Below are 22,939 nucleotides of genomic sequence, written 5' to 3' on the forward strand. Positions count from 1 at the left end.
TCAAACGATTGCGAAATGAAAATGCTTTCTATAAAATCCGGATTTCTTTGCCTGGGCCTGGCTATAATGGCCGGAGGCTGCAAGAAGTTTCTTGACCAGCCGGTACAGGGCACGCTTCCCGAAACGGAGTTCTACAAAACCGACGACGAGATCAACCAGGGCACCATTGCCATTTACGACATGATGCAGGCCCACTACAACAACAACTGGGCGAGCCCGTACATGGTAAAGACGATGCTGACCGACGAGAGCAATGCGGGTGGCTCCAACGACGGCGACCAGCCCGGCTACCAGCAGCTCGACGACTACAACTTCAGCGCCAACAACGACAAGGTGCGGGATTCCTGGCGTCTTTTTTACTACTCGATCTACCGCTCCAACAAAGTGATCGGCCGCACGCAGGCGAGCAACCCCTTGCGCAGGCGCCTGGTGGCCGAAGCCAAGGCCCTCCGCGCTTACAACTACCTCGAGGTGGTGTCGCTGTGGGGTGATGCCCCGCTGGTGCTCGAAGACCTCGTGCCTTCCCAGTTTACCAACACTCCGCGCCGACCGAAGGCCGAGATCTACGCGCAGATCGAAAAGGACCTGAACGAAGCGATCCCCGACCTGCCGCTGAAGAGCACCTATCCGGCTAATGACCGCTTCCGCATTTCGAAAGGAGCCGCGCAGGCCATCCTCGGCAAAGCGCTGCTGTACCAGAAGAAATATGCAGCCGCCGCCACGGCATTCGATGCTGTGATCAGCTCGGGACAGTACAGCCTCGAGCCTTCAATTGGTAAGGTTTTCTCGCAATCCGGCGAGTTTGGCCGCGAATCTCTTTTTGAGATTTCCTACACCAATATGCGCAATTACGACTGGGGTAACTTTCCCTGGGGCGGTGCGCCGGAAAGCAATATCCATATCCAGCTGATGGGCCCCCGCGCCGACTTCTACACCAAGGCGCCTTCGGATTCACTGCTGGCCGGCTGGGGCTTCAACCTGCCCCGCCAGGGCATGTGGGATGCCTTTACGAATGCAGGCGACATCAACCGCCGCAAGGCCACCATCATGTCGAAGGCCGAACTGGTGGCTGCCGGCGGCAACTGGACCAACGACAATGCCTGGGACTTCCAGGGCTATTTCCAGCGCAAGTACGGCTCCTTCCAGACGCAGACCGGAAACCCGGTGGGTGAGCTGAACTATGGAACCAACTGGCGTCTTATCCGCTACGCCGACGTGCTGCTGATGGCAGCCGAAGCCAACCTGAACGGACCGAGTGCCGCCAACGCGCTTACTTATGTCAACCTCGTGCGTCAGCGCCCCGGTACCGCACTGCCCGCCCTCACCTCGGTAACGATGGACGATATCATGCGGGAGCGCCAACTGGAGCTTGCATTCGAGGGACACCGCTTCCAGGACCTCGTACGCTGGGGGCGCGCAGCACAGGTGCTCGGACCACTCGGCTTTGTTGCCGGCAAACACGAGCTGCTGCCGATCCCGCAGTTCGATGTTCAGTCGGGCAACCTCACACAAAACAATGGTTTCTGATCTGCTTTACCGTAAAACTACAAGTACATGAAAAAGTATTCCCGCTATACGGCACCGGTCCTCATGGCGCTTGCCGCCTGCCTGGGCATCGTTGCCTGTAAATATGACGTCAAGGAGCTGGCGCCCGCGCCCACCGCGGATTTCACGATTACGCCGCTGCCTTCGCTTTCTAATTATTACCGCGTTGAAATCACCGGCATCAGCAATGCCAACCAGTTTCAATGGGAAACAAGGTACAGCCAGGACCCGGCACGGAATAAAAAGATGGCGCTCTATACCAAGACCGTCGACACCCTGTTCATCCCGTTGCGCGGCGTCTACGATGTAAGCCTGATCGCTTATGGGCCCGGCGGATCGAAAGTGGTGACCAAATCGCTCAACGTGCCGCAGGATGTGCCGCTGAAGCAGGTGCTTACCGGCAACAGCACGAAGACCTGGATTCTTGACCAGCCCGGCGGCGGCGCACTCTGGGTAGGCGACCCCGGCGGCGCACAGTGGTGGAGCAACGGCGCCGCCGATGTGAACGCGCCCGACCGCACCTGTCTCTTCAACGACGAGTATACTTTTAAGATGGACGGCTCCTTCATCTTCGACGACAAGGGCGACCTGCGCGTGGATGACGAAGCGAATGCGCCTTTCCCCGCCGACATGGCCGGACCCGGCACCAACATTGGCTGCTACCCGGCCTCGGCCATCCAGCCGCAATACCGGCCCTGGGGCTCCGGCAACTTCACCTTCCAGATCATCGGCGCCAACCAGCTAAAGGTAATCGGAACGGGTGCGCATTTGGGCCTGTATAAGGCCGGGCAGAACGGCACCATCAACATGCCCGAAGCCGAGAATACCTACGAGATCGTCGAGCTCACTTCCTCGAAGCTCGTGGTGCGCAAAATGTATGGCTGGGGCCAGTGGAAGTTCACCTTCAAGCCCAAGCCGTGATCAACGGCAGTTTTTTCTTTACATAGCAAGCAGACGTAAGCAAAGGTGGGACTGTCGGCCTGTCGAGGCCGGAAGCCCCCTTTCTTTCCCTGCTGCATCATTCATCCCCAACCCGTGCGTACCGTATTTATACAAGGTTTGACGCTTGTCGCAATGCTGCTGACAGGATTAGGCGCCACTGCGCAGGGCTACCTGCATGCCGCCGGCGAGCGCATCGTCGATGGTGCCGGCAAGCCGGTGCTGCTGCGGGGTATGGGCCTTGGCGGCTGGATGCTCCAGGAGCCCTATATGCTCGGGCTGAGCGGAGTAGCGGTGAACCAGCAGGAGATCCGCGCACGCATTACCGAAGCCGTCGGTGAAAAACGCAGTGCGGCATTTTATGCTGCCTGGCTGCAGCATTTCGCTACAAAGGCCGATATCGATTCGATGGCCGCCTGGGGCTTCAACTCGGTGCGCCTGCCGATGCATTACGCGCTGTATACGCTCCCGGTGGAAGCGGAGCCCGTGGCCGGGAAACAAACGTGGCTTCCCGAAGGTTTTCGCCTCACCGACTCGCTGCTGCGCTGGTGCGCCGCCAACAAAATGTACCTGATCCTTGACCTGCATGCCGCACCCGGCGGGCAGGGCAACGACCTTCCCATCGCCGACCGCGACAGCACAAAGCCTTCGCTCTGGCAAAGTGCGGCGGCCCGTGAGAAAACGGTGGCACTCTGGAAGGAGCTTGCCCGGCGCTATGCCGGCGAGCCCTGGATCGGCGGCTACGACCTGCTTAACGAGACGAACTGGAATTTTTCCGATCCCTCCGACAAGCATGGTTGCAACGATTCGCTGAACGTGCCGATGCGCGCGCTTTACGAGCGCATCACAACGGCTATCCGATCGGTAGACCGCAACCATCTCCTCATCATCGAAGGCAATTGCTGGGGCAACAACTATCGCAACGTGCTTCCGCCCTGGGACAAGAACATGGCACTCAGCTTTCATCGTTACTGGAACGAGAACTCCGAAGCCTCCCTGCAATCGATCCTTTCGCTGCGCCGGCAATACCACATGCCGGTGTGGATGGGCGAGTCGGGCGAGAATTCGAATGCCTGGTTCCGCGACGCGGTGCGCCTGCTCGAAGGGCAGGAAATCGGCTGGGCCTGGTGGCCGCTGAAGAAGATGGGGATGAACAACCCGCTGGAGATCCCGTCGAACCCGAATTTTAAAAACCTGCAGGAATACTGGAAGGGTAAGGCGCCGAAGCCGCAGCCCGATTCAGCATTCGCAGGACTCATGCAGCTGGCGCGCGACAGCCGCACCGATCATGCCCGCTTTCATCCCGACGTAGTGGATGCCCTCTTCCGCCAGGTGCGCGACGGGGCCGCCAGACCTTACCGGCAATACCGCGTGGGCAGGGATACCGTGCTGCCTGCCGTGCATTTCGACATGGGGCCGATCGGTGCCGCCTACCAAAGCAATACTCCCGGCAACTACTGGGTGAGCACCGGCAAGCGCACCGACTGGAACCGCGGCTGGACTTACCGCAACGATGCCATTGATATCCTCGCGCTAGCCAACGGCTACGAAGTGGAGCTGGAGCCGGGCGAGTGGGTGCAGTATACATTTTCGGCCGATGGTGGTGCCGCGCGCTTTATACTTACCGCCAACAGCAGTACTACTGCAAAGCCGCAACTGTGGCTGAACGGCAAGGCGCTTGAGCCTGTAGCCGCAAAGGAGACCTGGGTACTGACCAACCTCCCGCTGCTGCCCGGAACCAACCGCCTGCGTGTAGGTACTGAAGGAGGTACGCTGCGTTTTTCCTCGATCGGGCTTGTTCCGACAGGCGCCGCCGGGCAACCCAAAAATTGAAAACACACAAATCCAAACACATGAAACGAAACATATTCCTGCCTGCCTGCCTTGCTTTAGGATGGACCCTGCTGGCTGCAGGCGTGCGGGCCCAGCAGAGCGCGCCGGTGATGACGCAGGGCGTCCAAACGGCCACCGCGTCGTCGCTCGAACAACAGGCCGAAGCACTGCTGCGCCAAATGACTCTCGAAGAAAAAGTCAATATGATCCACGCCACATCCTCGTTTACCTCGGGTGGCGTGCCGCGGCTCAAGATACCGGAGTGGGTGATGTCGGACGGACCGCATGGCGTGCGCGTAGAGCATGGCCGCGACTGGAATGCCGACAAGAATGTATACGACTCCGGCACCTACCTGCCCGTGGGTGTTTGCCTCGCAGCCACCTGGAACCCGCAGCTGGGCTATGCTTTCGGATCCGTGCTCGGCAGCGAGGCCGCCGCGCGGGGCAAAGATGTCATTCTCGGTCCCGGCATCAACATCATCCGCACACCGCTCAACGGCCGCAACTTCGAGTACGCGAGTGAAGATCCCTTCCTCGTATCGCGGATGGTGGTGGGTTATGTGAAGGGCGTGCAGGACCAGGGGATCTCGGCCTGCGTCAAGCACTATGCGCTCAACAACCAGGAGGTGAAGCGTACCTCCATCGACGTGCACCTCAGCGAGCGGGCCCTGCGGGAGATCTATCTTCCCGGCTTCAAGGCCGCCATCACCGAGGGCGGTGCCAACACCATCATGGGTTCTTACAATAAGGTACGCGGCCAGTGGGCTACCGAAAACCGCTACCTCGTGAACGATATCCTGAAAAAGGAGTGGGGCTTCAAGGGCGTGCTCATGAGCGACTGGGGCGCTGTGCATCACACGCAGCAGGCGATGTGGAACGGCACCGACCTTGAGATGGGCACCGACCTTTCGATGCTGCCCAATCCCAATTACGGTAAGTTCTATATGGCCGACACGGTGATATCGATGGTGAAGCGCGGCCTCATGCCGGAGTACCTCGTAGACGATAAAGTGCGCCGCATTCTCTACGTAATGCTCAAGACCAACGTCATCAGCGGTCAGCGTAAAAAAGGTGTTTACAATTCTCCGGCACACCAGGCCACGGCGCGCAAAGTGGCCGAGGAAGGCATCGTGCTGCTGAAGAACGAGCAGAATTTCCTTCCGCTGAAAAAAGAGTCTGTGCGCAGCATCGCCGTGATCGGTGTCAACGCCGGGCGCCGGCAGTCAATGGGTGGAGGCTCATCGCAGGTGAAGGCGTTTTATGAAATAACGCCGCTGGAGGGAATCCGCAAACTGGTTGGCCCTAATGCAAAGGTCAACTATGTTCCCGGCTACACCAATGCGCGGGGCGCCAAGGCCGATGCCGGTATGATCCAGGCTGCCGTTGACGCCGCCCAAGCTGCCGATGTGGTAGTGTATGTGGGCGGCACAACGCATGGCTACAACTACGCGGTATGGGCCGACAATGCCTACGATGCGGAAGACGTGGACAAGCCCGATATGTATCTTCCCTTTGGCCAGGACGAACTCATTAACGCTGTACTTGCAGCCAACCCGCGCACCGTGGTGGTGCTGATGGGCGGCGGCGCGGTAGACATGACGCAGTGGGTGAGCAAGACGCCCGCCATCCTGCAGGCCTGGTATCCCGGCATGGAAGGCGGCAACGCCCTTGCGGGAATTCTCTTCGGAACGGTGAATCCTTCGGGCAAGCTGCCGATGACTTTTCCGAAAACCCTCGCGGAAGCGCCGGCCCACAAGCTGGGCGAGTACCCCGGCACCGACGGCATCGTCAATTATAACGACGACATCTACGTTGGCTACCGCTACTTCGATACCTGGAAGGTGGCGCCGCAGTTTGCCTTCGGCCATGGCCTTTCGTATACCACATTCCGCTACAGCGGCATCAAGACCGAAGTGAGCGGCAAGAAAGTAAAGGTGAGCTTCACCCTTACCAACACCGGAAGCCGCGCCGGCGCAGAAACCGCGCAGGTATATGTTCACCAGCAGAAGACACGGATGCCGCGCCCCGAGAAGGAGCTGAAAGGCTTCCAGAAAATAGTGCTGCAGCCCGGCGAAAGCCGCTCGGTAACCATTACCTTGGGAGAGGATGCTTTCCAGTACTACAACGATGTGCTGAGCAAATGGGTATCTGACAAAGGAGCCTTCGATATCCTCGTCGGCGGCTCCTCGCGCGACCTGCCGCTTTCCGCGAGCGTTAACCTGTGACCAATGGCCGTTGCTGCCTGAATTGATTTTTGAACCGCACGAAAAAAACTATGAAAATGATTCCTTTCAGCGCATTGCTATTGCTGGCGGTTGCCTGCAATAAGGGGGGCAGTAGCGGCGGAGACACGCCGGCCCAGCAGGCGCGCATCAGCATCGAAGACCTGGCGCTTGCCGAAGGCAATGGCGGAAGCACCGAGTTCGCGTTTCGCGTGCTCCTGGAAAACGCGCCTTCGGGAAATGTTACGGTGCAATATGGCACGCAGGACGGCACGGCCCGGAGCGGCGAGGATTTTACCGCCGTCAGTGGCGCGACGCTCACCTTCGCGCCCGGAGAGACCGAAAAGCGGATCCGCATCAGCGTTACCGCCGACGATATCCGCGAGGGCGACGACCAGTTTAAAGTGGTGCTGGCAAACGCCTCCGGCGCCGTTATCACCCGCAGCAGCGCCACCGGCCAGATCATCAACGACGACACGCGGGTGCCCTTCACCAATGCCGGCTATGATGCGCCCACATCCTATCCTGGCTATACGCTGGCGTGGAGCGATGAGTTCAACGGGCCTTCTCTCAACACTACCGACTGGAAAAACCAGAATGGCGACGGCTGCCCGGGGCTGTGTGGTTGGGGCAACAATGAACTCGAGTACTATACCGACCGTCCCGAGAACCTGTTTTTCCAGGATGGCAAGCTGGTGATCGAGGCGCGCAAGGAAGACTATAGCGGCAAAGCCTATACGTCATCCAAGATCCTGACGGAAGGGAAGAAGACCTTTAAGTTCGGCCGCATCGATATCCGTGCCCGTCTGCCGAAAGGCAAGGGCATCTGGCCGGCGCTATGGCTGCTGCCGCAAGACAATGTATATGGCGGCTGGCCCCGCAGCGGCGAGATCGACCTGATGGAACTGGTGGGCCATGAACCCAACAAGGTATACGGCACCCTGCACTACGGTCCCGGCCCCGGCAGCACGCAAACAAGCCGCGGCTATACGCTTCCTTCTGGAAATTTCAACGACGAGTTTCATGTGTTCTCGCTTGAATGGAAGCAGGACCAGATCAAGTGGTACGTGGACAACAACCTGTATTCTACCGTGAACCGGGCGGATATCGGCGCGCTCAACTGGCCCTTCAACGAGCGCTTTTACCTCATATTCAACCTCGCGGTTGGCGGCAACTGGCCCGGCAACCCCGATGCTTCCACCTATCTCCCGCAATGGATGATCGTGGATTATATCCGCGTGTATCAATAATGCATAAGTGTGTGGCAGGCAGCGTGAGTCCATTTTCGCAGCAATCGTTATTGGGCTCCCTGCCTGTTTTTATTAAAAAAAACAATAGTGAAAAATACCGCATTTTTCCTGCTTACGCTGGCGTTTGCGCTGGCCTGTAGCCGCAAGTCGGGCAGCGCGCCTGCCCCGCCCGTTGAGCCGCCACCGGTTTCACCGGCGGGTGATGCCGTTGCCTGGTGGCTGACCACCGGCGGGGGCAACGCGCTGCTGCAACAACAGGCATCGCTTGCCTTCGGCACCGGTACAAATACTTTCCCGGTAATCGACGTCGACAGCACGCAGCGCTTCCAGTCGATGGACGGCTTTGGCTATACCCTCACCGGTGGCAGCGCTCAACTGATCAACGCCATGAGCGCTTCATCCGGGGCGGCCCTGCTTCAGGAGTTGTTCGGTACCGGCGGCGATGCCATTGGCGTCAGCTACCTGCGCATCAGCATCGGCGCCTCCGACCTGAGTGCTGCACCATTTACTTACAACGAACTGCAGGCGGGCCAAATAGATACCCTGCAGCAGCAGTTCAGTATCGCGGCCGAAAACGCTGACCTGGTTCCGTTATTGAAGCAGATCGTACAGATCCAGCCGGGTATCAAAATCCTCGGCTCGCCGTGGACGGCGCCGCGCTGGATGAAAAGCAACGGCTCCTATATCGGCGGCTCCCTGCTGCCGCAGTACTACCGGGCCTATGCGCGCTACTTCGTGAAATATATCCAGGCCATGCAGGCCGAAGGCATCCGCATTGATGCCGTGACGGTGCAGAACGAGCCGCAGCATGGGGGCAACAATCCCAGCATGGTGATGAGCGCCACCGAGCAGGCCGACTTCGTCAAAAACCACCTCGGGCCGATGTTTGCAGCGGCGGGGATCACCACCAAAATCATCGTGTGGGACCATAACGCCGACAACCCCGGCTATCCCATCCAGGTGCTCAACGACCCGGCGGCAAAGGCTTATATCGATGGCTCCGCGTTTCACCTGTATGCAGGCAACATTTCGGCGCTGACGCAGGTGCACAACGCACACCCCGACCGCAACGTGTATTTCACCGAGCAGTGGATCGGCGGGCCCGGCAACTTTGGTGGCGACCTGAAGTGGCATATCGAAAATCTTATGGGCGGCGCACCGCGCAACTGGAGCCGCAACGTGCTGGAATGGAACCTGGCCGCTGATGCCAACTACGGCCCGCATACCGACCAGGGCGGCTGCAGCACCTGTCTTGGCGCCCTCACCATCAGCGGCAACAGTGTGCTGCGCAACACCGCGTATTACGTGGTTGCACACAGCTCGCGCTTTGTGCCGCAAGGCTCTGTGCGGGTGCAGAGCAGCATCGTGACAGGCCTGCCCAACGTAGCCTACACGACGCCGGCTGGCAAAAAGGTGCTGCTGGTGCTCAACAGCGGCGGCACGCCGCGCAGCTTCAATATCCGCCAGGGTGGCCGCCAGGTGACCGCTTTGCTCGAAGGCGGTGCGGTGGGCACTTTCGTTTGGTGATTTTTCTCCTTGTGTCATACAGCGCCCGCGGTTTTCACCGCGGGCTTTTTTGTATGCTACGTAAGCAGTAATGAGCGGGCATCGCCGCTTCCGGTGTCGTAGATCAGGATGCCTTCCGAGTGCGCATCGAGTGCGCCCGCAGGTTCGCCTTGAGGCGTCCAGGCAGCGCTGCTACCGGCACAGATAAAATCATCGGCCGGTCCAACTGCGTTGGCCATCAGCACGTGCATGTTGTGTTGTTGTGCCACAGCAGGGTAATGGGCCTGCGCTTTCGCCAACCCGTTTTCTGACTTGGCTACAGAGGCCAGGTAGACCCTCGCGCCATGCGCTGCCGCCGTAGCGGCGTGTGCCGGTTGCAAGGATTCGTAGCAGATGGCCGGCGCCAGGCGCAGGCCGTCGAGCTCCACCAGGAGCGCTTCGGTGCCGGCGATGAAGAAGGGCAACTCGTCGTCATGCAGCAGCTGCTTGGCATAACGCTGCCGCGGCTTGTTGGGAATGAAAAAGTGCAGGCCGATGCGGGTGCCGGAGGCGGCTCTTTCCGGCAGGCCGGCGCCGATCACGATGTGGTGGGCGTCGCCCAATTGCTGCAGGGAGTGGAGTTCGGGCTCATTGCCCGTAAATGCCAGCTCAGCGGCCAGCCGGGGCTCATAGCCCGTCAGCGACAGCTCGGGGAAAAGTACCAGGGCGGCGCCTTCCGCTGCTGCAGCCCGCACAAAACGTTCGTGCAGTACCAGGTTGTGCGCCCGGTCGCCGGCAAGGGGTCGGATTTGAGCCGCGCAAAGGATCATGATTACTTTTTCTAAAAATAAGCCCGGCCTCGGGGCGATTTCGTGCCGCCCCGGCGTTTATTTTTTGGCGGTACGCAGCAGTTTTCAATTTTTAAGCATCTTTATATACCTGGACCGTAAAAATACGGGCCGCTGGCAGCGCTCCTGTGCCGCCAACCCCAAACTAAAGCAACTGCAAATGATGAATCCCAAAGCCCTCAATCCACAAGGCTGCCCTGCTGCGCGGCCGGTAATTTTTTTCTTCCGTAAACCGGTTCTAATTCGAATTCTTTCCGCATTAAGCGTAGTTGCCGCCGTATTTGCCCAGGATGCCCGTGCCCAGGCCCCGACGCTTTCCAACCGCGGAACGGATTTCTGGGTGGGCTATGGGCACCACCAGTTTATGGAGCCGGGGCAGACAAACGCCCAGGAGATGGTGCTCTACCTGAGTGCGGAGCAGGCTGCTACCGTTACGGTGACCCTCGTTACCGGCAGCGCAACTCCCAGAGTGTACACCTACAACGTACCGGCAAATACAACGATCACGACCGATCTGATTGCAAAGAGCGGCGCTTATGACATGCGCCTCTATTCACCGCCGGTGTCGCTCGGTGGTAATGGGGGCGAAGGCATCTTCAATCGTTCGGTTCACATTGAAAGTAATGTGCCCATCGTTGCTTATGCGCATATTTATGGCTCGGCATCTTCGGGTGCGGCCCTGCTGTTGCCAACGAACGCCTGGGGCTATTCCTATACCTCGGTGAACAGCGCCCAGAGTTATGCCGCCAATTGCTTTTCCTGGGTTTATGTAGTTGCCAGGGAAGACAGTACTATGGTGGAGATCACCCCGAGCGTGGCGACCCGTCTCGGTAAGCCGGCCGGCGTGCCGTTTACGGTGACCCTCAGCAAAGGACAGGTCTACCAGGTTTTGGGTGCTCCTGAAAGTGCTTCGGCCAAAAGCCAGATGACCGGTACGCGGGTGCGGTCGGTTGTCAACAGCCTCGGTGTCAGCCAGCCCATTGCTGTCTTTTCGGGTAGCTCGCGCACTTCGGGCGAAATGCTTTGCGGCGGCTCGGGTGGCGGCGATAATGACATGCAGCAGGCCTTCCCCGCGCATGCCTGGGGCACCCGTTACCTGACCGCGCCTTTTTCTACCTCAACGGCCGCAAGTACCTTCCAGACAAATGTGTACAAGGTGATTACCCGCTGGCCCAATACCGTGGTGCGGCGGAATGGCGTGGTGCTCACCCCGGGCGTAGATGGCTATTATATTTTCGCCAGCAACCAGCCGGAACTCATTGAAGCGGACAAGCCGGTTATGGTTGGACAGTTCATGGGCGGTGGCAGCTGCGTTGGCAGCCTTGGCGACCCGGAAATGGTATTCCTTACAGCCCTGGACCAGGGCATTACCTCGGCCCGCTTTTTCCGCAACACCCGGGAGGGGATCTCGATCAACTATGCTACGGTGATTGTGCCTGATGCTGCGCTTGCCTCGCTGCGCATCGATGGTGGCTCCGCCTTCAACCACGTATATGATCACCCGCGCCTCGCCGGCTATAAGATTGTTGTAAAAAGCTGGACGGCGGCGCAGGCCTCCGTGCAGATCCAGTGCGATTCGGCGTTCACCGCAATCACGTACGGACTCGGCTCGGTGGAGAGCTATGGCTATAATGTGGGACTGCTGGTGCGTAACCTCGACGCCTGGCCTACTGCCCGCATACAGGGCAGCGCAGAAGGCACCGATACCGTGCAGGCCGGCGCGCCTTTCCGCTTCGTGGTGCGCTCGCCCCATCGCCTGACGGGCATCACGTGGCAACTGAGCGGCGTTTCGGGCCTTTCACCCTCCGCCGACGCTACGCTCACCAACCCCGCGGCCGTCGACTCCGTGCAGATCAATGGCCGTATGTGGTATACCTATCAAACGGCCAGTACTTATACCGCATCGGTTACCGGCAGCTATTCAGTGCCGGTGCGCTATGCCTTTCCGCTGCTGGAGCAATCCGACGGGCAGGCAACGGTTGCCTATAACTTCAGCGTCGCCGGTGTTGCCACCGCAGCGTCCAACCTTGTAGCCGATGCATCGGAGCTTACGGTTGGCCCGAACCCGGTGCGCGGTGCCCTGCAGATCCGCTACAAGGGCCGCCCCGGCGGTTTGCTTACGGCCACCCTGCTGAACAGCATGGGGCGCCCGGCAGGTCGCTCCCACACCCTTAGCGGCAACACCGCCACAATGGACGTCAGCGGGCTGCCCGCGGGTGTATATACACTGCTGCTTACCGACAGCCGGAGCGGCCGCACGCTGCAGCGGCAGGTCGTGAAGCTGTAACCCGGGATATATCCGGTGCCATCCGAAAGCACGATAAGCCGACCACAGGTAATGCCTGTCGGTCGGCTTTTTTGCATGGCATCTCGTGGTTTGCAGCGGCTTCCGCGTGCTCCCTGCAAATGGCGCATAGGCCGGCGCGAGTATGGTGTCGCGGCTTTTGCGTGGCTGGTAAGGTTCTGAATGCAAATGCCCCGACGGATTGTCAGGGCATTTGCGTTTGGTGGCCTCGCCAGGAATCGAACCTGGATCTGGAGCTTCGGAAACTCTTATACTATCCATTGTACTACGAGGCCATTGCCGCTGCGGTTTCGCCGCGGGCCGACAAAGATAGGGAAATGCGCTAATGTGCTGTGAGAATGCGGTAATGCGGTAATGGAAGGTGTAGCGTACAAGTTACCAATAGACCAATTAACCAATAGACTAATCCCCCGACTCCTACCTGATCAGGCCGTGCGCATTGGTGGCGAAGATTTTCACCGCAATGGCCAGCAGGATAACGCCGAAGAACTTACGTATGGCCAGCAGACCCGAAGGCCCCAGCAGGCGCTCGATGTGACGGAGCGACTTTAACACGATCAACACGAAAACGAGGTTGGCCAGGATGCCCAGCAGCATGGTGGTGTAGTCGTAGTTGGCCTTCAGGGAGATGATGGTAGTCAGCGTACCCGAGCCGGCAATAAGCGGAAAGGCAATGGGCACCACCGTGGCGGCGCGCGCTTCGCTTTCACCTTTGAAGAACTCTACGCCCAGTACCATTTCCAGACCCACGATGAAGATGACGATGGAGCCGCCCACGGCAAAGGATTTTACATCCAGGCCCAGCAGCCCCAGGAAGGGCTTGCCGCCATACAGGAAGCCGATCATCAGCGCACCCGAGATCAGCGTGGCACGTACCTCGTGGATGCCGCCCAGCTTATTCTTCAGCGAAATGAGCACCGGGATGGCACCCACGATGTCAATCACGGCAAAAAGGGTGAAGGTCACCGTGAGCAGCTCGTTGACGTTGATTTCCATGGAAAGGGTTTGCCACAAAGATGCGAACGAGAACGGGAGAAAACAGAAAAAGAGAAAAAGAGAACGAGATAACAAGAGAACGAGAAGTCAATACGATGAGAAAAAGGGAATGGCTTCCCCGGTGTATTTATGCATCTCGTTCTTGCTCCTCACGTTCTCTTGTTGTCTTGTTCTCGCACCGGCCGGTGCCGCTCCACGCCTCGCTTTACGTTATGCAAAAAGCGGTGGCCAAGACCCGCTCCCTTGCGGTGCAGGTGCACGGTGCAGCCGTAGTGGATCGGGAAGGCATCGAAGGAGTCGCGCAGGGGCACATCATTGATGTGGGCCAGCACACTTCGGATCACACCGCCGTGCGTCACCACGGCCACAGGGCCGCCCGCATCGGGGAGCGACTGCAGGAAGGCAATCACGCGCTCGTATAAAAGCATGTAGCTCTCGCCGCCGGGGATGCACACATGCACAAAGTCGTCCATCCAGGCCTGGAGCGGCGCGGGTTCGATATCGTCCCAGGAGCGCAGCTCCCAATGGCCGCAGCTGATCTCTTTGAGGCGGTCATCGAAGCGGATAGCATGACCGGGAAAAAGCCGCTCGGCAAGACGGCGGCAGCGTTGCAAGGGACTCGAGTAAACGGCAGCCACATGCGGCGGAAGGTGCGCGACAATCGCCGCAGCTTCTTCATCAAAGCTTTCCGTAACGCCAAGGTCGGCTTGCCCGTAGCAGGTGCCCGGCGCCACATCGGGGGTGGTATGCCGGATCAGGTAGATCTCCATAAAACCAGTATTGTCAAATAACACACCAGCTCGGTTACTTGTTGCAGGGCGCCCAGGCAGTCGCCGGTATAGCCGCCGATCCACTTTTCGTAATAACGTTTTGACCAGAACACCAGCCCCGCCACCGGCAGCAACACCAGGGCCGCTTTTAGCGGAAGCAGCAGCAGCGGTGCCGCGCCACAAAGCGCTGCCAAGCCGTAGGCTGCGGGTCCGAGTCGCTCGGAAGCGAGCGGCTTCGCCTTGCTGCCGGGCTGCAGCACGTATTGCGATACCTGGATAAGACTTACAGCCGAAAAACGGCTCAGCGAATGCCCGAGCGCCAGCACCACTACGTATTGCCAGAGGCTGTCCACTTCGGTAAACAGGTGCGTGAGCAGCAGGAATTTTAGTCCCAGTACCAGCACAAGACCCGCTACGCCAAAAGTGCCAAGGCGGCTGTCTTTCATGATCGTGAGGATCTGCTCGCGGTTCCAGCCGCCACCGAAGGCATCGCAACAGTCGGCGAAGCCGTCTTCGTGAAATGCACCCGTGAGCAGCAGCGAGGCGCCGATGGCCAGTAGCACCGCCACATCGGTGACGCCGATGAAATAAAAGATCCAGAAGACCAGGAAATGCACTGCTGCCACAATCCAGCCTGCAAGCGGGAAGTAGCGCGCCGAGGCCTGCAGGTATTCGGGCTGATGGTCGGCCCAACGGCTCACCGGGATGCGCGTGAGAAACATCAGGGCTGTAAGAAAGATGCGGAGCTCGCGTTTCATTCTTTAGCTTTTGTTGCTGACCCCCGCGCTTTCGAAGGAAGCCATTTCGTTGAGAAAAGCTGTCGCCGCCTGCAGCAGCGGGATGGCGAGCGCGGCGCCGGTGCCTTCACCCAGCCGCAGCCCCAGGTGCAGCAGCGGGCGCCCACCAAGGTAGCGCAACAGGGCTTCGTGCCCACGCTCGGCACTGCTGTGGGCAAACACACAGTTGTCAATTACAGGGCGCTCAATGCCGGCAGCTACAAGCAGGGCCGCCGTAGCAATAAACCCATCCACCACGATCACCATACCACGCTTCGCCGCTTGCAGGTAAGCTGCTGCCATCATCGCTATCTCAAAGCCACCCACCTGTTGCAGCAGTTGCGCCGCACCGCCATCGTAAGCAGCGAGCTGATGCGTCGCGGCTACTTCCTGCAACGTGCGCAGTTTGGTATGCAGCGCTTCGCCCTGTGCACCGGTGCCGGCGCCCACGCATGCTTCGAGCGGCAGTTTGGTAATGGCGTGCATCAGCAGTGCCGCGCTGGAGCTGTTGCCGATCCCCATTTCGCCAAAGCCGATGCAGTTGCAGCCCGCATTTGCGATTTGCCCCACGATGGCGCTGCCTGCAGCAAATGCATTTTGGAGCTGCGCTTCCGTCATGGCATCACCCAGGCGGTAGTCGGCGCTGCCTTCAGCAACAGGCGCATCGATAAAATCATCGTGACGCACATCGGCAAACGAAGCACGCACGCCGGCATTCACCACCCTGAGTTGAATGCCGTTGAGCCGGCAAAACACGTTGATGGCGGCGCCGCCCCGCAGGAAGTTGTGTACCATCTGCGCGGTTACCTCCATGGGGTAGGGGTTGACAAGACCCGTGGCGGCAATGCCGTGGTCGGCGGCAAATACTACGATGTGCGGTGCGCACAGGGCGGGCTTGTCGGTGCCGAGTATCGTGCCGATACGCAGGGCCAGTTCTTCCAGCATGCCGAGTGCGCCCGGCGGCTTTGTCTTGTTATCAATCTTATGGCGCAGCGCGCCCTCAGGTGAAATCATGTTGTGTAGTTAGGGAAGCAGCTCGCAGAAAGAGAAAACGGTTTCGGGACGTGCGTCGGTGAAGCAGTCGTCATTGCCACGCGGCGCGGGATAGCTTTTCTGGATAATCGCTCCGCGCTCAAAAGCGACAGGATGTAGAAATACGGGGCCGTCCCACACAAAGGTGTGAAACTCGCCGTTCTCACCGCAGGGATCCACGCCCGCCGGCAACTCGTGGAGAAAGGCATCGTCGAAGGCGCGGCCGCAGAAGGAGCGGGGCAGGAAGCTTTCATTGACGCTGACGATAACGGCGCGGAAGCCGTCGGCCACAAAGCGCTGTGCAAGCGCCGCCGTATCGCTTCCCCAGAGCGGGTAATGGCCGCGGAGACCGTCTTTTTGCAATAGTCCTTCGCGGTATTGCCGCAGGTCTTCGAGAAAGAGGTCGCCATACAGCGTGTCGGTGAACCCTTCGGCTTTAAGCGCGGCATGCGCGGCATGCAGGCTGCCTTCATAGTCGGCCATCGAAGGATTATCGGGCAGTTCTACTACACTCAGCGGCAGGCCCAGGGCGGCACACTGGCGCTCCAGCAGCATCCGCGATACGCCGTGCATGGAGATGCGGTTGTGGTGCAGGCAGGTGAGCAGCCGTTCTGATTTGATGCCTTGCTGCTGCGCGGCCTGCAGGCAAAGGGCGGAGTCTTTGCCGCCGCTCCAGTTGAGAAATGTTTTCATAATGATAAACGTTGCGCGAAATTATTTCCTTAAAAGAAGAAGCCCCCAGGTGGGGGCTTCTTCTGATTGCGGTTAGTGAATGTTATAGGTCAGCCCGGCCATGAAGTTGAAGCGGCGGGAGTTGTACCCGTACACTTCCGTGAACTGCTCGTCAGTGACGTTGCGCAGGTCGGCAAAGAGGCGGAGTGCGGGCAGGATGCGGTATTCGCCGTAGATGTCGAGCGTGCTGTAGGCCGCCATCGGGAGCGGCTCAGCGGCATAGCGGCCTTCGAGGCGCTTGCCGATGTGACGGAGCGTGGCGCTCAGGATCCACCTGCCGTCGGCATTGTAGCCGGCCGTGAGGTTGTAGCTGTGCTCGGGGCGGCGGAACAGGTTGTTATAGGTGGTGTCGCCTTTTACTACCACCGGCCAGGCATTGAGGTCTACATAGCCCAGGGTATTCACCTTGCCGGTGACCCAGGTGTAGTTGGCGTTGCCGAAGAACTTACCCCACTTACCCTGTGCTTCCAGCTCGAGGCCGTGGTCTTTCTGGCGGTTGTAGTTGAAGTAGTTGTTGGTGGCGTAGTTATAGTCAAGCCCGTTCTTCACATCGCGGTTGAAATACGTGGCGCGGAGCATCACGTCGCGGGTGGGTTGGTACTGGGCGCCGAAGTCGGCGTTGATGGAGCGCTCGGCTTTGAGCGCGGGACCACCGTACTCGCTGTTGTAGATCTGGTAGAGCGAAGGCGCCTTGAAACCCGAGGCGATGTTGACAAAGAACTTCACCTCGCGGCCGATGGTGTACGATGGGTTGAAAGAGAAGGTGAAATTGTTGCCGTACTCGGTGTGATGGTTGAGGCGTCCGCCGAGTTCGAGGTTGAAGCTACCGAGGTTTTTGAGAATCACCGAGGCGAAGGCGCTGTACTGTTCGGTGCGCGCGGAGTCCTGCCCGAGGCGGTTTTCAAGGTCGCCATAGGCGGTGCGGTAGAAGTCCGACTGGTCGGAGTTCTGCAGGCGTGCATCCACACCAGCCAGCAGGTCAATGTTCTTATTCGCTGCGATGCGGGTGTAGGCTTCACCGAAGTGAGTGCGGCCGATGAAGTTGCGCTTCGCGAATTTTACAAAGCCGGGCACCGAGGTGGAGTCATCGAGGTAAGCCCGCTCCAGCGCATTGTAGTTATAGTTCACATACAGCGTGTGCTTGCCGTATTGCCAGGTGGCGCTGGCGCCCGCGAGGTAGTTGCGCGTGGTGATGGTGTAGTCTTTGTCGTCGAGGAAGGAGCCCGCGTCGGCGTCGGCGATATAGCGGCTGTGCTGCCCGTAGAGGCGCAGGCTGACGCTGGAGGAGAGTGCCGTGGTGAGCGAGGCGTTGAGCACGTCCTGGCGGTAGCGGTCGTTGTCGAAGCCGGCGCCTTTGGCCGAGGAGTCGCGCGCGCTGGAGAAGCCGTTGGAGGCGGAGAGGCGGCTGTAGCCGATGCTGTACTGCGACTGCCCGTAGCTTCCGCTCAGGTTGCCGCTGCCTTTGAGGGTGCCGAAGGAGCCGCCGGCGAGCGTGCCGTTGAAGCGTGTGCCGTTGCTGCCTTTGCGGGTGATGATGTTGACCACACCGGCAATAGCGTCGGAGCCATAGAGGGTGGAGAGCGCACCCTTCACGATCTCCACGCGCTCAATGTTGTCGAGGGGGACGGAGTTGAGATCAAAGGCCTGGTCGATGCCCGAGGGATCGTAGGCGGGGATGCCGTCGATGAGGATAAGGGTCTTGCCTACGCCGGCGCCGCGGAGGTAAAGGTCCTGGTTGGTGCCGAGGTTGTTCTGGCTGCCCACCACGCGGAAGCCGGCCTGCACGGCGAGCACTTCCGACACGGAGCGGCCGCTGTTGCGGTCGAGCACGTCGCGGCCGATGACGGTTACTTCCTTACCGGTTTCGGCGGCGCTCTTCGGAAACTTGTTGGCGGTTACGACCACTTCATCGAGGGTCGTGGCGCTGTCGGCCGCTTGCTGGGCCAGGAGGGGACTGCTGAATGCGATTGCAGCCACCACAAATGCTTGTTTTTTCATAAACAGAAAAAAGGTTTGTGTGACTGCTTCCGGAAAAAGGGACAGAAATAAAAAGCGTGAACTTTCCATTCCTTGCTTTTCACCCGAAAGCAAAATTGGTTGTGCTGCAATGGCAGGTCTTCTGGCTTAACCCGTCGGCGCCTTCCCATGGTGCGCGGTGCACCACAGTGGCAAGTTGCCTGGCGGAGAAAGAATCTCTTAATCGGATCACAGATCTGAGATCTGGCTTCCGAGGATTTAGATCCGAGATCAGCGGTCCGAGATTCCCCTCCGGGGTTTTACAGCTACGGGGATAGCTCCTGATTCCAACAGGATTCCCTTTTAATCCCGGTTGTGAACCCCGGGAACCGTTGCGGGTGCAAATGTAGGGGAAAGGCGCAAAGGCGAAGCGCACCTGGTGCGGGGTGCATAATTTTCTTAATTCCTATCTTTCCTAAAGAAGACCGGCCGGTGCAAACCCCTTTTCGTTATTGATAATCCGGCTTAACACAAACTGAAACATGCTGAAGTTCTACAAATACGTTTTCTTCTTCGCGGCTATATGTTGGTTACTTGCCATTCTCGTTCATATAGGATCAATTGCCGGGTTTGACGTAGGTGATAAGGTTCCATTCATTTGGCTCCTGCACCTTGGGATTTTTATAGTTTGGATTCCAACGATCCTTAGCATCAGGAACAATGAAGAGGTTGCAGCATATCAAAAGCAAGAGGTAAAACGCCCACTGGGAATCTTTAAAATAATTTTCAAACGCACGCCCATCTGGTTGACCATTATTTCCGTTCTTGGCTTTTACTATGCGGTCGCTAATTTTTTCCTTTTTGCAATTTCACAACAGGGTAGCGTCGGTTTCATAAATGGCCAGCGCGCACTGCATAATCATGGCCGCATAATTAAGATTCTGTCGGAACAGGAATATCACCACTACCAGGCAAACGAGATAAGAGGCTTTTCGGGCCATTGGATAGCTTTCTACGGAATTGCAACAGCTGTATTGTTTTCGTTTATTAAGAAGGGCAGGACTGGAGAAAGTCCCAATATGCAGGACAATGTTCCGAACTGGCATGGCGCTTAAACGAAGCTGCCGCAAACCGGGGCTTTTGTACTAGGCCGCATTCTGCGGTTGTGATATTTTTTAGTTCGCCCGGCCAGCGCAAAGTCTTTCCGCTATACACCACCGCAACCGGGTGTTCGATAATCCGTAGCAAGCGAATTCGGTCACTTGACTTTTCAAAAAAAAACAGATCTTCTTGATATGTATAGAACGCTCTATGACATAAGAACAGAAGGTATGCCCACTTCCTTGCGCTTGTTCTTCCTGATAGGAGTAGCGGCAGTCCTTATTGGCGGTTTGTTGCTCGTTTCGTGGAAAGGCGGGCGTCGTCTGCCAGTAAAAGAAGCGAGGCTTCTTTTAGTTGGGTCAGCATTTGCACTATTTGGCTCCTTATTCTTAGTGCTTTCTGTTGGTTCTATGATTTTTTCAGGACCCCGGGCCGATAAAATTTTTGCACAGAAGCTGTTTCGGGTGGTTGAAGGCTTTCCTTTGAATTATCATCCAATGCCTAAGGAAGGTCATGACGAGGAAAAATTCGAAATTCAGGGCATTTCGTTTCATTACAGTGATTATGACACCCGCTTTGGTTACGATAATGCCGCATCCCACGGCGGAGTTATTCACCCAGGCAATTACTACAGAATTACCTACTATCCTGATCAGGATTCACTGGAAGCGGGCGGGCCTGCCATCCTGAAAATTGAGATTAAGGACTCCGTTTCAGTCAGGCCGAAATGAGTTATGCTCATTCATCGCATTCAATCCGTTCACAGGTTTGTGCTGATCACCGGAGAGAAAACCTGGTGCCGCGAGTTTTCAACCGAAACGCTGGCAACGATGCATAAAGAAGCCCGGCGTTGTAAACCGCGCTCACTGTCTTTTTGATCTTATTTTACTTTTCTCTGTGCGATCGCTTTCTTCTGTGCTGCACTTTTCTTTTGAGTAGGCTTATTCTTCCTGGATTTAGTTGTCTTTTTCGACATACAATAAAATTTGAGGTTAATGAATCATTTACTTATGGCTGTAGCGTTTTTCTTTCCTTTCTTCCAGGTCGCCCGTTGAGGAGCGGCAACTGTACAGGCCGGCGAAAAGTTCATAAAGATAGGCCTATAAGAATAAATACGATACCAGGTAAAGGTTTGCAGGCCGGGTAGGTCGTCCTTCTGACGTTGCCCGGTTAGAGCATACCGGGGGGCTTTTGGTATTGACCAGGTCTGACAGCGCACCATATGAACTGTTGCACTAGCCTGCTTTTCCAGATTCCCTGTCTGTCCTAAATTTCACCGGCCAGCGCAAGGCTCTTGCTGCTGGCGGTAAGAGCACGTCTTGCCAAAACGATCCAGATTCCGGTTTTTTCATTGATGACGCGACACCATCGGAACCGTGACCGCCACCTGCGTGCCCTTCCCTGGCGAGGAGGCGATATCGAGCGAGCCGTTCATTAGCTCACTTCTTCGCCTGATATTCTCCAACCCGATCCCGATCTTTTTCGAGTTAACATCGAAGCCGACTCCGTGATCGGCAATGCCAAGAATGATAGCATTCCAATCAGTCTTAATACTTATTTCAACCTCCGAAGTTTTGGCGTGCTTGATAATATTGGTCAATTGTTCCTGGATAATCCTGTAGAAACCCAACTGAACTTTTTCATCCAAAAGAAGTTCGGGGTCGATAGAAGTTTTTACGTTCAACCGGCCATTTACATTCATACTCCTGATTAAGAAGTCGATCTTTTCAGCTAATGGAAAGGCGGGTTCAACAGAAGGCGCAAGCTGTTGCGACAGTCGTCTTAGTTCCTGGATGGCCTCTGATAAATACGCTATCAGCTTTTGGGTCACCTCCTGGGAGGTTCCCTCCGTGTGAATACTTTGCAAAAAGCCGACATTTAATGAAGCCGCCGTAAGAATTTGCTGCACGTTGTCGTGCAGTTCCATAGCTAACTGGTAGCGCTCCTCTTCCTGTGCGTTCACTACAGCTTCGTTCATTCGTTTGTTGCCATGCCAATGTTCAATAATCGCCCCGATTATCTTCCCTAAGACCCTGATCAATCTTTCTTCTTCATAAAGAAATACTTCGCCCCCATCAACGGGTGCCTCGTGCAGGTAACATACTTCCAGATAGCCATAGAACTCATTGGCACTCTTTATCTCCGATCGCAGGCACCATTCTGTTTCCCTGAAGTTGTCGGTGGCGAAGACGGCTCCGTTCTCCAATGTAATCCGCACTTCTGTTATGTAGGGGAATTGCCAGCCCTCCCGAATGGGCTGTAAACAGCGCTGCAGGCTTGTATGAATGTCCTGGTTTTGAAAACAAAGCTCAATCACATTCAATATGGCCAGCTGCTCCTTTACCCGTTCATTTAAATCATGTTTCAGTTTCCGGGTGATTTCAGTGGAGCCCAATGTCCATATATAGAAAATTTCATTCTCGACTTGAAAAGACGCTACGGAAATATCCTTGTAGGTGGCAATCCCTCCCTTATTGTTCGCTCCATAGTCAGGGTGGATTCTATACACTTCCAGAAAATCCTCGAATGAATGATAGGATTGATCCTGGAAGTAGTTCTTAAAAACCGATTGATCAATAAAATCAAAGAAGCTCAGTCCTGTCAGCGGTGTCGGCCGGTTGTCCAGTAAGGCATCGACCTGCTCGTTTGCAAGTTTGATTGTCCCTTTCCGGTCCGTGATAATCAAAGGAACCGGGGCTGCGTTAAAGAGCTTTTCATACATTGATTCCAGCATCATTGCAATTTAAGAATTGCCGTGGGTTTGGGCAATGCGGCCATCGTCCTGATGTGTTTCATCCGTTCCGGGATTCACCATCGTTGGGCATCTGCAATGTTCACCGGGCATTATTTCAATTCCATCAGTTTACGGGTGGCAGTTTTTTTTGATAACGGACAGCGGTCGCCCGATAGGATTGACGTCCTTAGTTTCATTTCGAAGTGAAAAGGCGACAGCTTTATTCGTTGCGTACTGCCGGGCCGGCTGGGCTGCGTAACGGCGGGCTATTGTGGGCACGGATGACTGTTGGCAGCGGTGCTGTTCCGTTTTATTTTCAGCTCAGCGCAGGGGGCGGCCGGAAAGAACGTTTATCTTTAAAGAGATCTTTAATCCGCCCCGTTGAACAAAACGGCCGTGCCCGGAAACGCTTGTT

General features: G+C 57.2%; 17 protein-coding genes, 1 tRNA gene and 1 riboswitch. Of the genes, 9 read left to right on the forward strand and 9 right to left on the reverse strand.

Going from position 1 to position 22,939, the window contains the following annotated elements; translation table 11 throughout:
* Positions 1-15: 15 nt before the first annotated feature.
* The 6 genes from EPD60_RS09555 to EPD60_RS09580 all read left to right on the forward strand — a co-directional run bounded on the left by EPD60_RS09555 (position 16) and on the right by EPD60_RS09580 (position 9,316).
* The gene (locus EPD60_RS09555) at positions 16-1,527 is read left to right on the forward strand and encodes a RagB/SusD family nutrient uptake outer membrane protein (protein ID WP_131449173.1); all 1,512 of its coding nucleotides are present in this window, start codon (positions 16-18) and stop codon (positions 1,525-1,527) included.
* Positions 1,528-1,554: 27 nt separating this feature from the next.
* Entirely contained in the window at positions 1,555-2,466 is a 912-nt protein-coding gene (locus tag EPD60_RS09560) for a hypothetical protein (RefSeq protein ID WP_131449175.1), read from the forward strand.
* 138 nt (positions 2,467-2,604) lie between these two features.
* Positions 2,605-4,317, forward strand: coding sequence for a cellulase family glycosylhydrolase (locus EPD60_RS09565; RefSeq protein WP_131449177.1), 1,713 nt, complete (start codon positions 2,605-2,607; stop codon positions 4,315-4,317).
* A gap of 20 nt (positions 4,318-4,337) precedes the next feature.
* A complete protein-coding gene (locus tag EPD60_RS09570; RefSeq protein WP_207896592.1) occupies positions 4,338-6,542 on the forward strand; it encodes a glycoside hydrolase family 3 C-terminal domain-containing protein in 2,205 nt (734 codons plus the stop codon).
* A gap of 50 nt (positions 6,543-6,592) precedes the next feature.
* The gene (locus tag EPD60_RS09575; RefSeq protein WP_131449179.1) at positions 6,593-7,789 is read left to right on the forward strand and encodes a family 16 glycosylhydrolase; all 1,197 of its coding nucleotides are present in this window, start codon (positions 6,593-6,595) and stop codon (positions 7,787-7,789) included.
* Between the two features lie 87 nt (positions 7,790-7,876).
* Positions 7,877-9,316 carry a glycoside hydrolase family 30 protein gene (locus EPD60_RS09580; RefSeq protein WP_243647796.1) on the forward strand — a complete coding sequence of 480 codons (1,440 nt, stop codon included), beginning with the start codon at positions 7,877-7,879 and terminating at the stop codon, positions 9,314-9,316.
* A gap of 56 nt (positions 9,317-9,372) precedes the next feature.
* Here EPD60_RS09580 and EPD60_RS09585 read toward each other — a convergent pair whose 3' ends face one another.
* Positions 9,373-10,104 (reverse strand): carbon-nitrogen hydrolase family protein, encoded by a 732-nt coding sequence (locus EPD60_RS09585; protein WP_131449181.1) that lies wholly within the window; start codon positions 10,102-10,104, stop codon positions 9,373-9,375.
* A gap of 178 nt (positions 10,105-10,282) precedes the next feature.
* Between EPD60_RS09585 and EPD60_RS09590 the strand changes: the two genes are divergently transcribed.
* On the forward strand, positions 10,283-12,409 hold the full coding sequence (locus tag EPD60_RS09590; protein WP_131449183.1) for a T9SS type A sorting domain-containing protein: 2,127 nt from the start codon (positions 10,283-10,285) through the stop codon (positions 12,407-12,409).
* 218 nt (positions 12,410-12,627) lie between these two features.
* Here the strand turns inward: EPD60_RS09590 and EPD60_RS09595 are convergent.
* The 7 genes from EPD60_RS09595 to EPD60_RS09625 all read right to left on the reverse strand — a co-directional run bounded on the left by EPD60_RS09595 (position 12,628) and on the right by EPD60_RS09625 (position 18,731).
* Positions 12,628-12,702 (reverse strand) — tRNA-Arg (locus EPD60_RS09595).
* Positions 12,703-12,844: 142 nt separating this feature from the next.
* A complete protein-coding gene (locus tag EPD60_RS09600; RefSeq protein ID WP_131449185.1) occupies positions 12,845-13,423 on the reverse strand; it encodes a MarC family protein in 579 nt (192 codons plus the stop codon).
* A 149-nt stretch (positions 13,424-13,572) separates the two neighbouring features.
* Positions 13,573-14,193, reverse strand: coding sequence for an alpha-ribazole phosphatase (cobC, locus tag EPD60_RS09605; RefSeq protein ID WP_131449187.1), 621 nt, complete (start codon positions 14,191-14,193; stop codon positions 13,573-13,575).
* A complete protein-coding gene (locus tag EPD60_RS09610; RefSeq protein ID WP_131449189.1) occupies positions 14,178-14,951 on the reverse strand; it encodes an adenosylcobinamide-GDP ribazoletransferase in 774 nt (257 codons plus the stop codon). Before EPD60_RS09610 ends, cobC begins: the two co-directional genes overlap by 16 nt.
* Positions 14,952-14,954: 3 nt before the next feature.
* The gene (cobT, locus tag EPD60_RS09615; protein WP_131449191.1) at positions 14,955-15,983 is read right to left on the reverse strand and encodes a nicotinate-nucleotide--dimethylbenzimidazole phosphoribosyltransferase; all 1,029 of its coding nucleotides are present in this window, start codon (positions 15,981-15,983) and stop codon (positions 14,955-14,957) included.
* Positions 15,984-15,992: 9 nt separating this feature from the next.
* Positions 15,993-16,694 (reverse strand): Dph6-related ATP pyrophosphatase, encoded by a 702-nt coding sequence (locus EPD60_RS09620; RefSeq protein WP_131449193.1) that lies wholly within the window; start codon positions 16,692-16,694, stop codon positions 15,993-15,995.
* Positions 16,695-16,766: 72 nt separating this feature from the next.
* Positions 16,767-18,731, reverse strand: a complete 1,965-nt coding sequence (locus EPD60_RS09625; protein WP_165871493.1) for a TonB-dependent receptor plug domain-containing protein — start codon at positions 18,729-18,731, stop codon at positions 16,767-16,769.
* Between the two features lie 94 nt (positions 18,732-18,825).
* Positions 18,826-19,098: riboswitch (cobalamin riboswitch) on the reverse strand.
* A gap of 133 nt (positions 19,099-19,231) precedes the next feature.
* Here EPD60_RS09625 and EPD60_RS09630 point away from each other — a divergent pair.
* Both EPD60_RS09630 and EPD60_RS09635 read left to right on the forward strand, forming a co-directional pair.
* Positions 19,232-19,804, forward strand: a complete 573-nt coding sequence (locus EPD60_RS09630; RefSeq protein ID WP_131449197.1) for a hypothetical protein — start codon at positions 19,232-19,234, stop codon at positions 19,802-19,804.
* A 147-nt stretch (positions 19,805-19,951) separates the two neighbouring features.
* Positions 19,952-20,521 (forward strand): OST5 family protein, encoded by a 570-nt coding sequence (locus tag EPD60_RS09635; protein WP_131449199.1) that lies wholly within the window; start codon positions 19,952-19,954, stop codon positions 20,519-20,521.
* Positions 20,522-21,138: 617 nt separating this feature from the next.
* Here EPD60_RS09635 and EPD60_RS09640 read toward each other — a convergent pair.
* A complete protein-coding gene (locus tag EPD60_RS09640) occupies positions 21,139-22,527 on the reverse strand; it encodes a sensor histidine kinase (protein WP_131449201.1) in 1,389 nt (462 codons plus the stop codon).
* Positions 22,528-22,939 lie beyond the last annotated feature (412 nt).

The sequence above is a fragment of the Flaviaestuariibacter flavus genome (genome assembly GCF_004337505.1).
Lineage (GTDB): Bacteria > Bacteroidota > Bacteroidia > Chitinophagales > Chitinophagaceae > Flavisolibacter > Flavisolibacter flavus.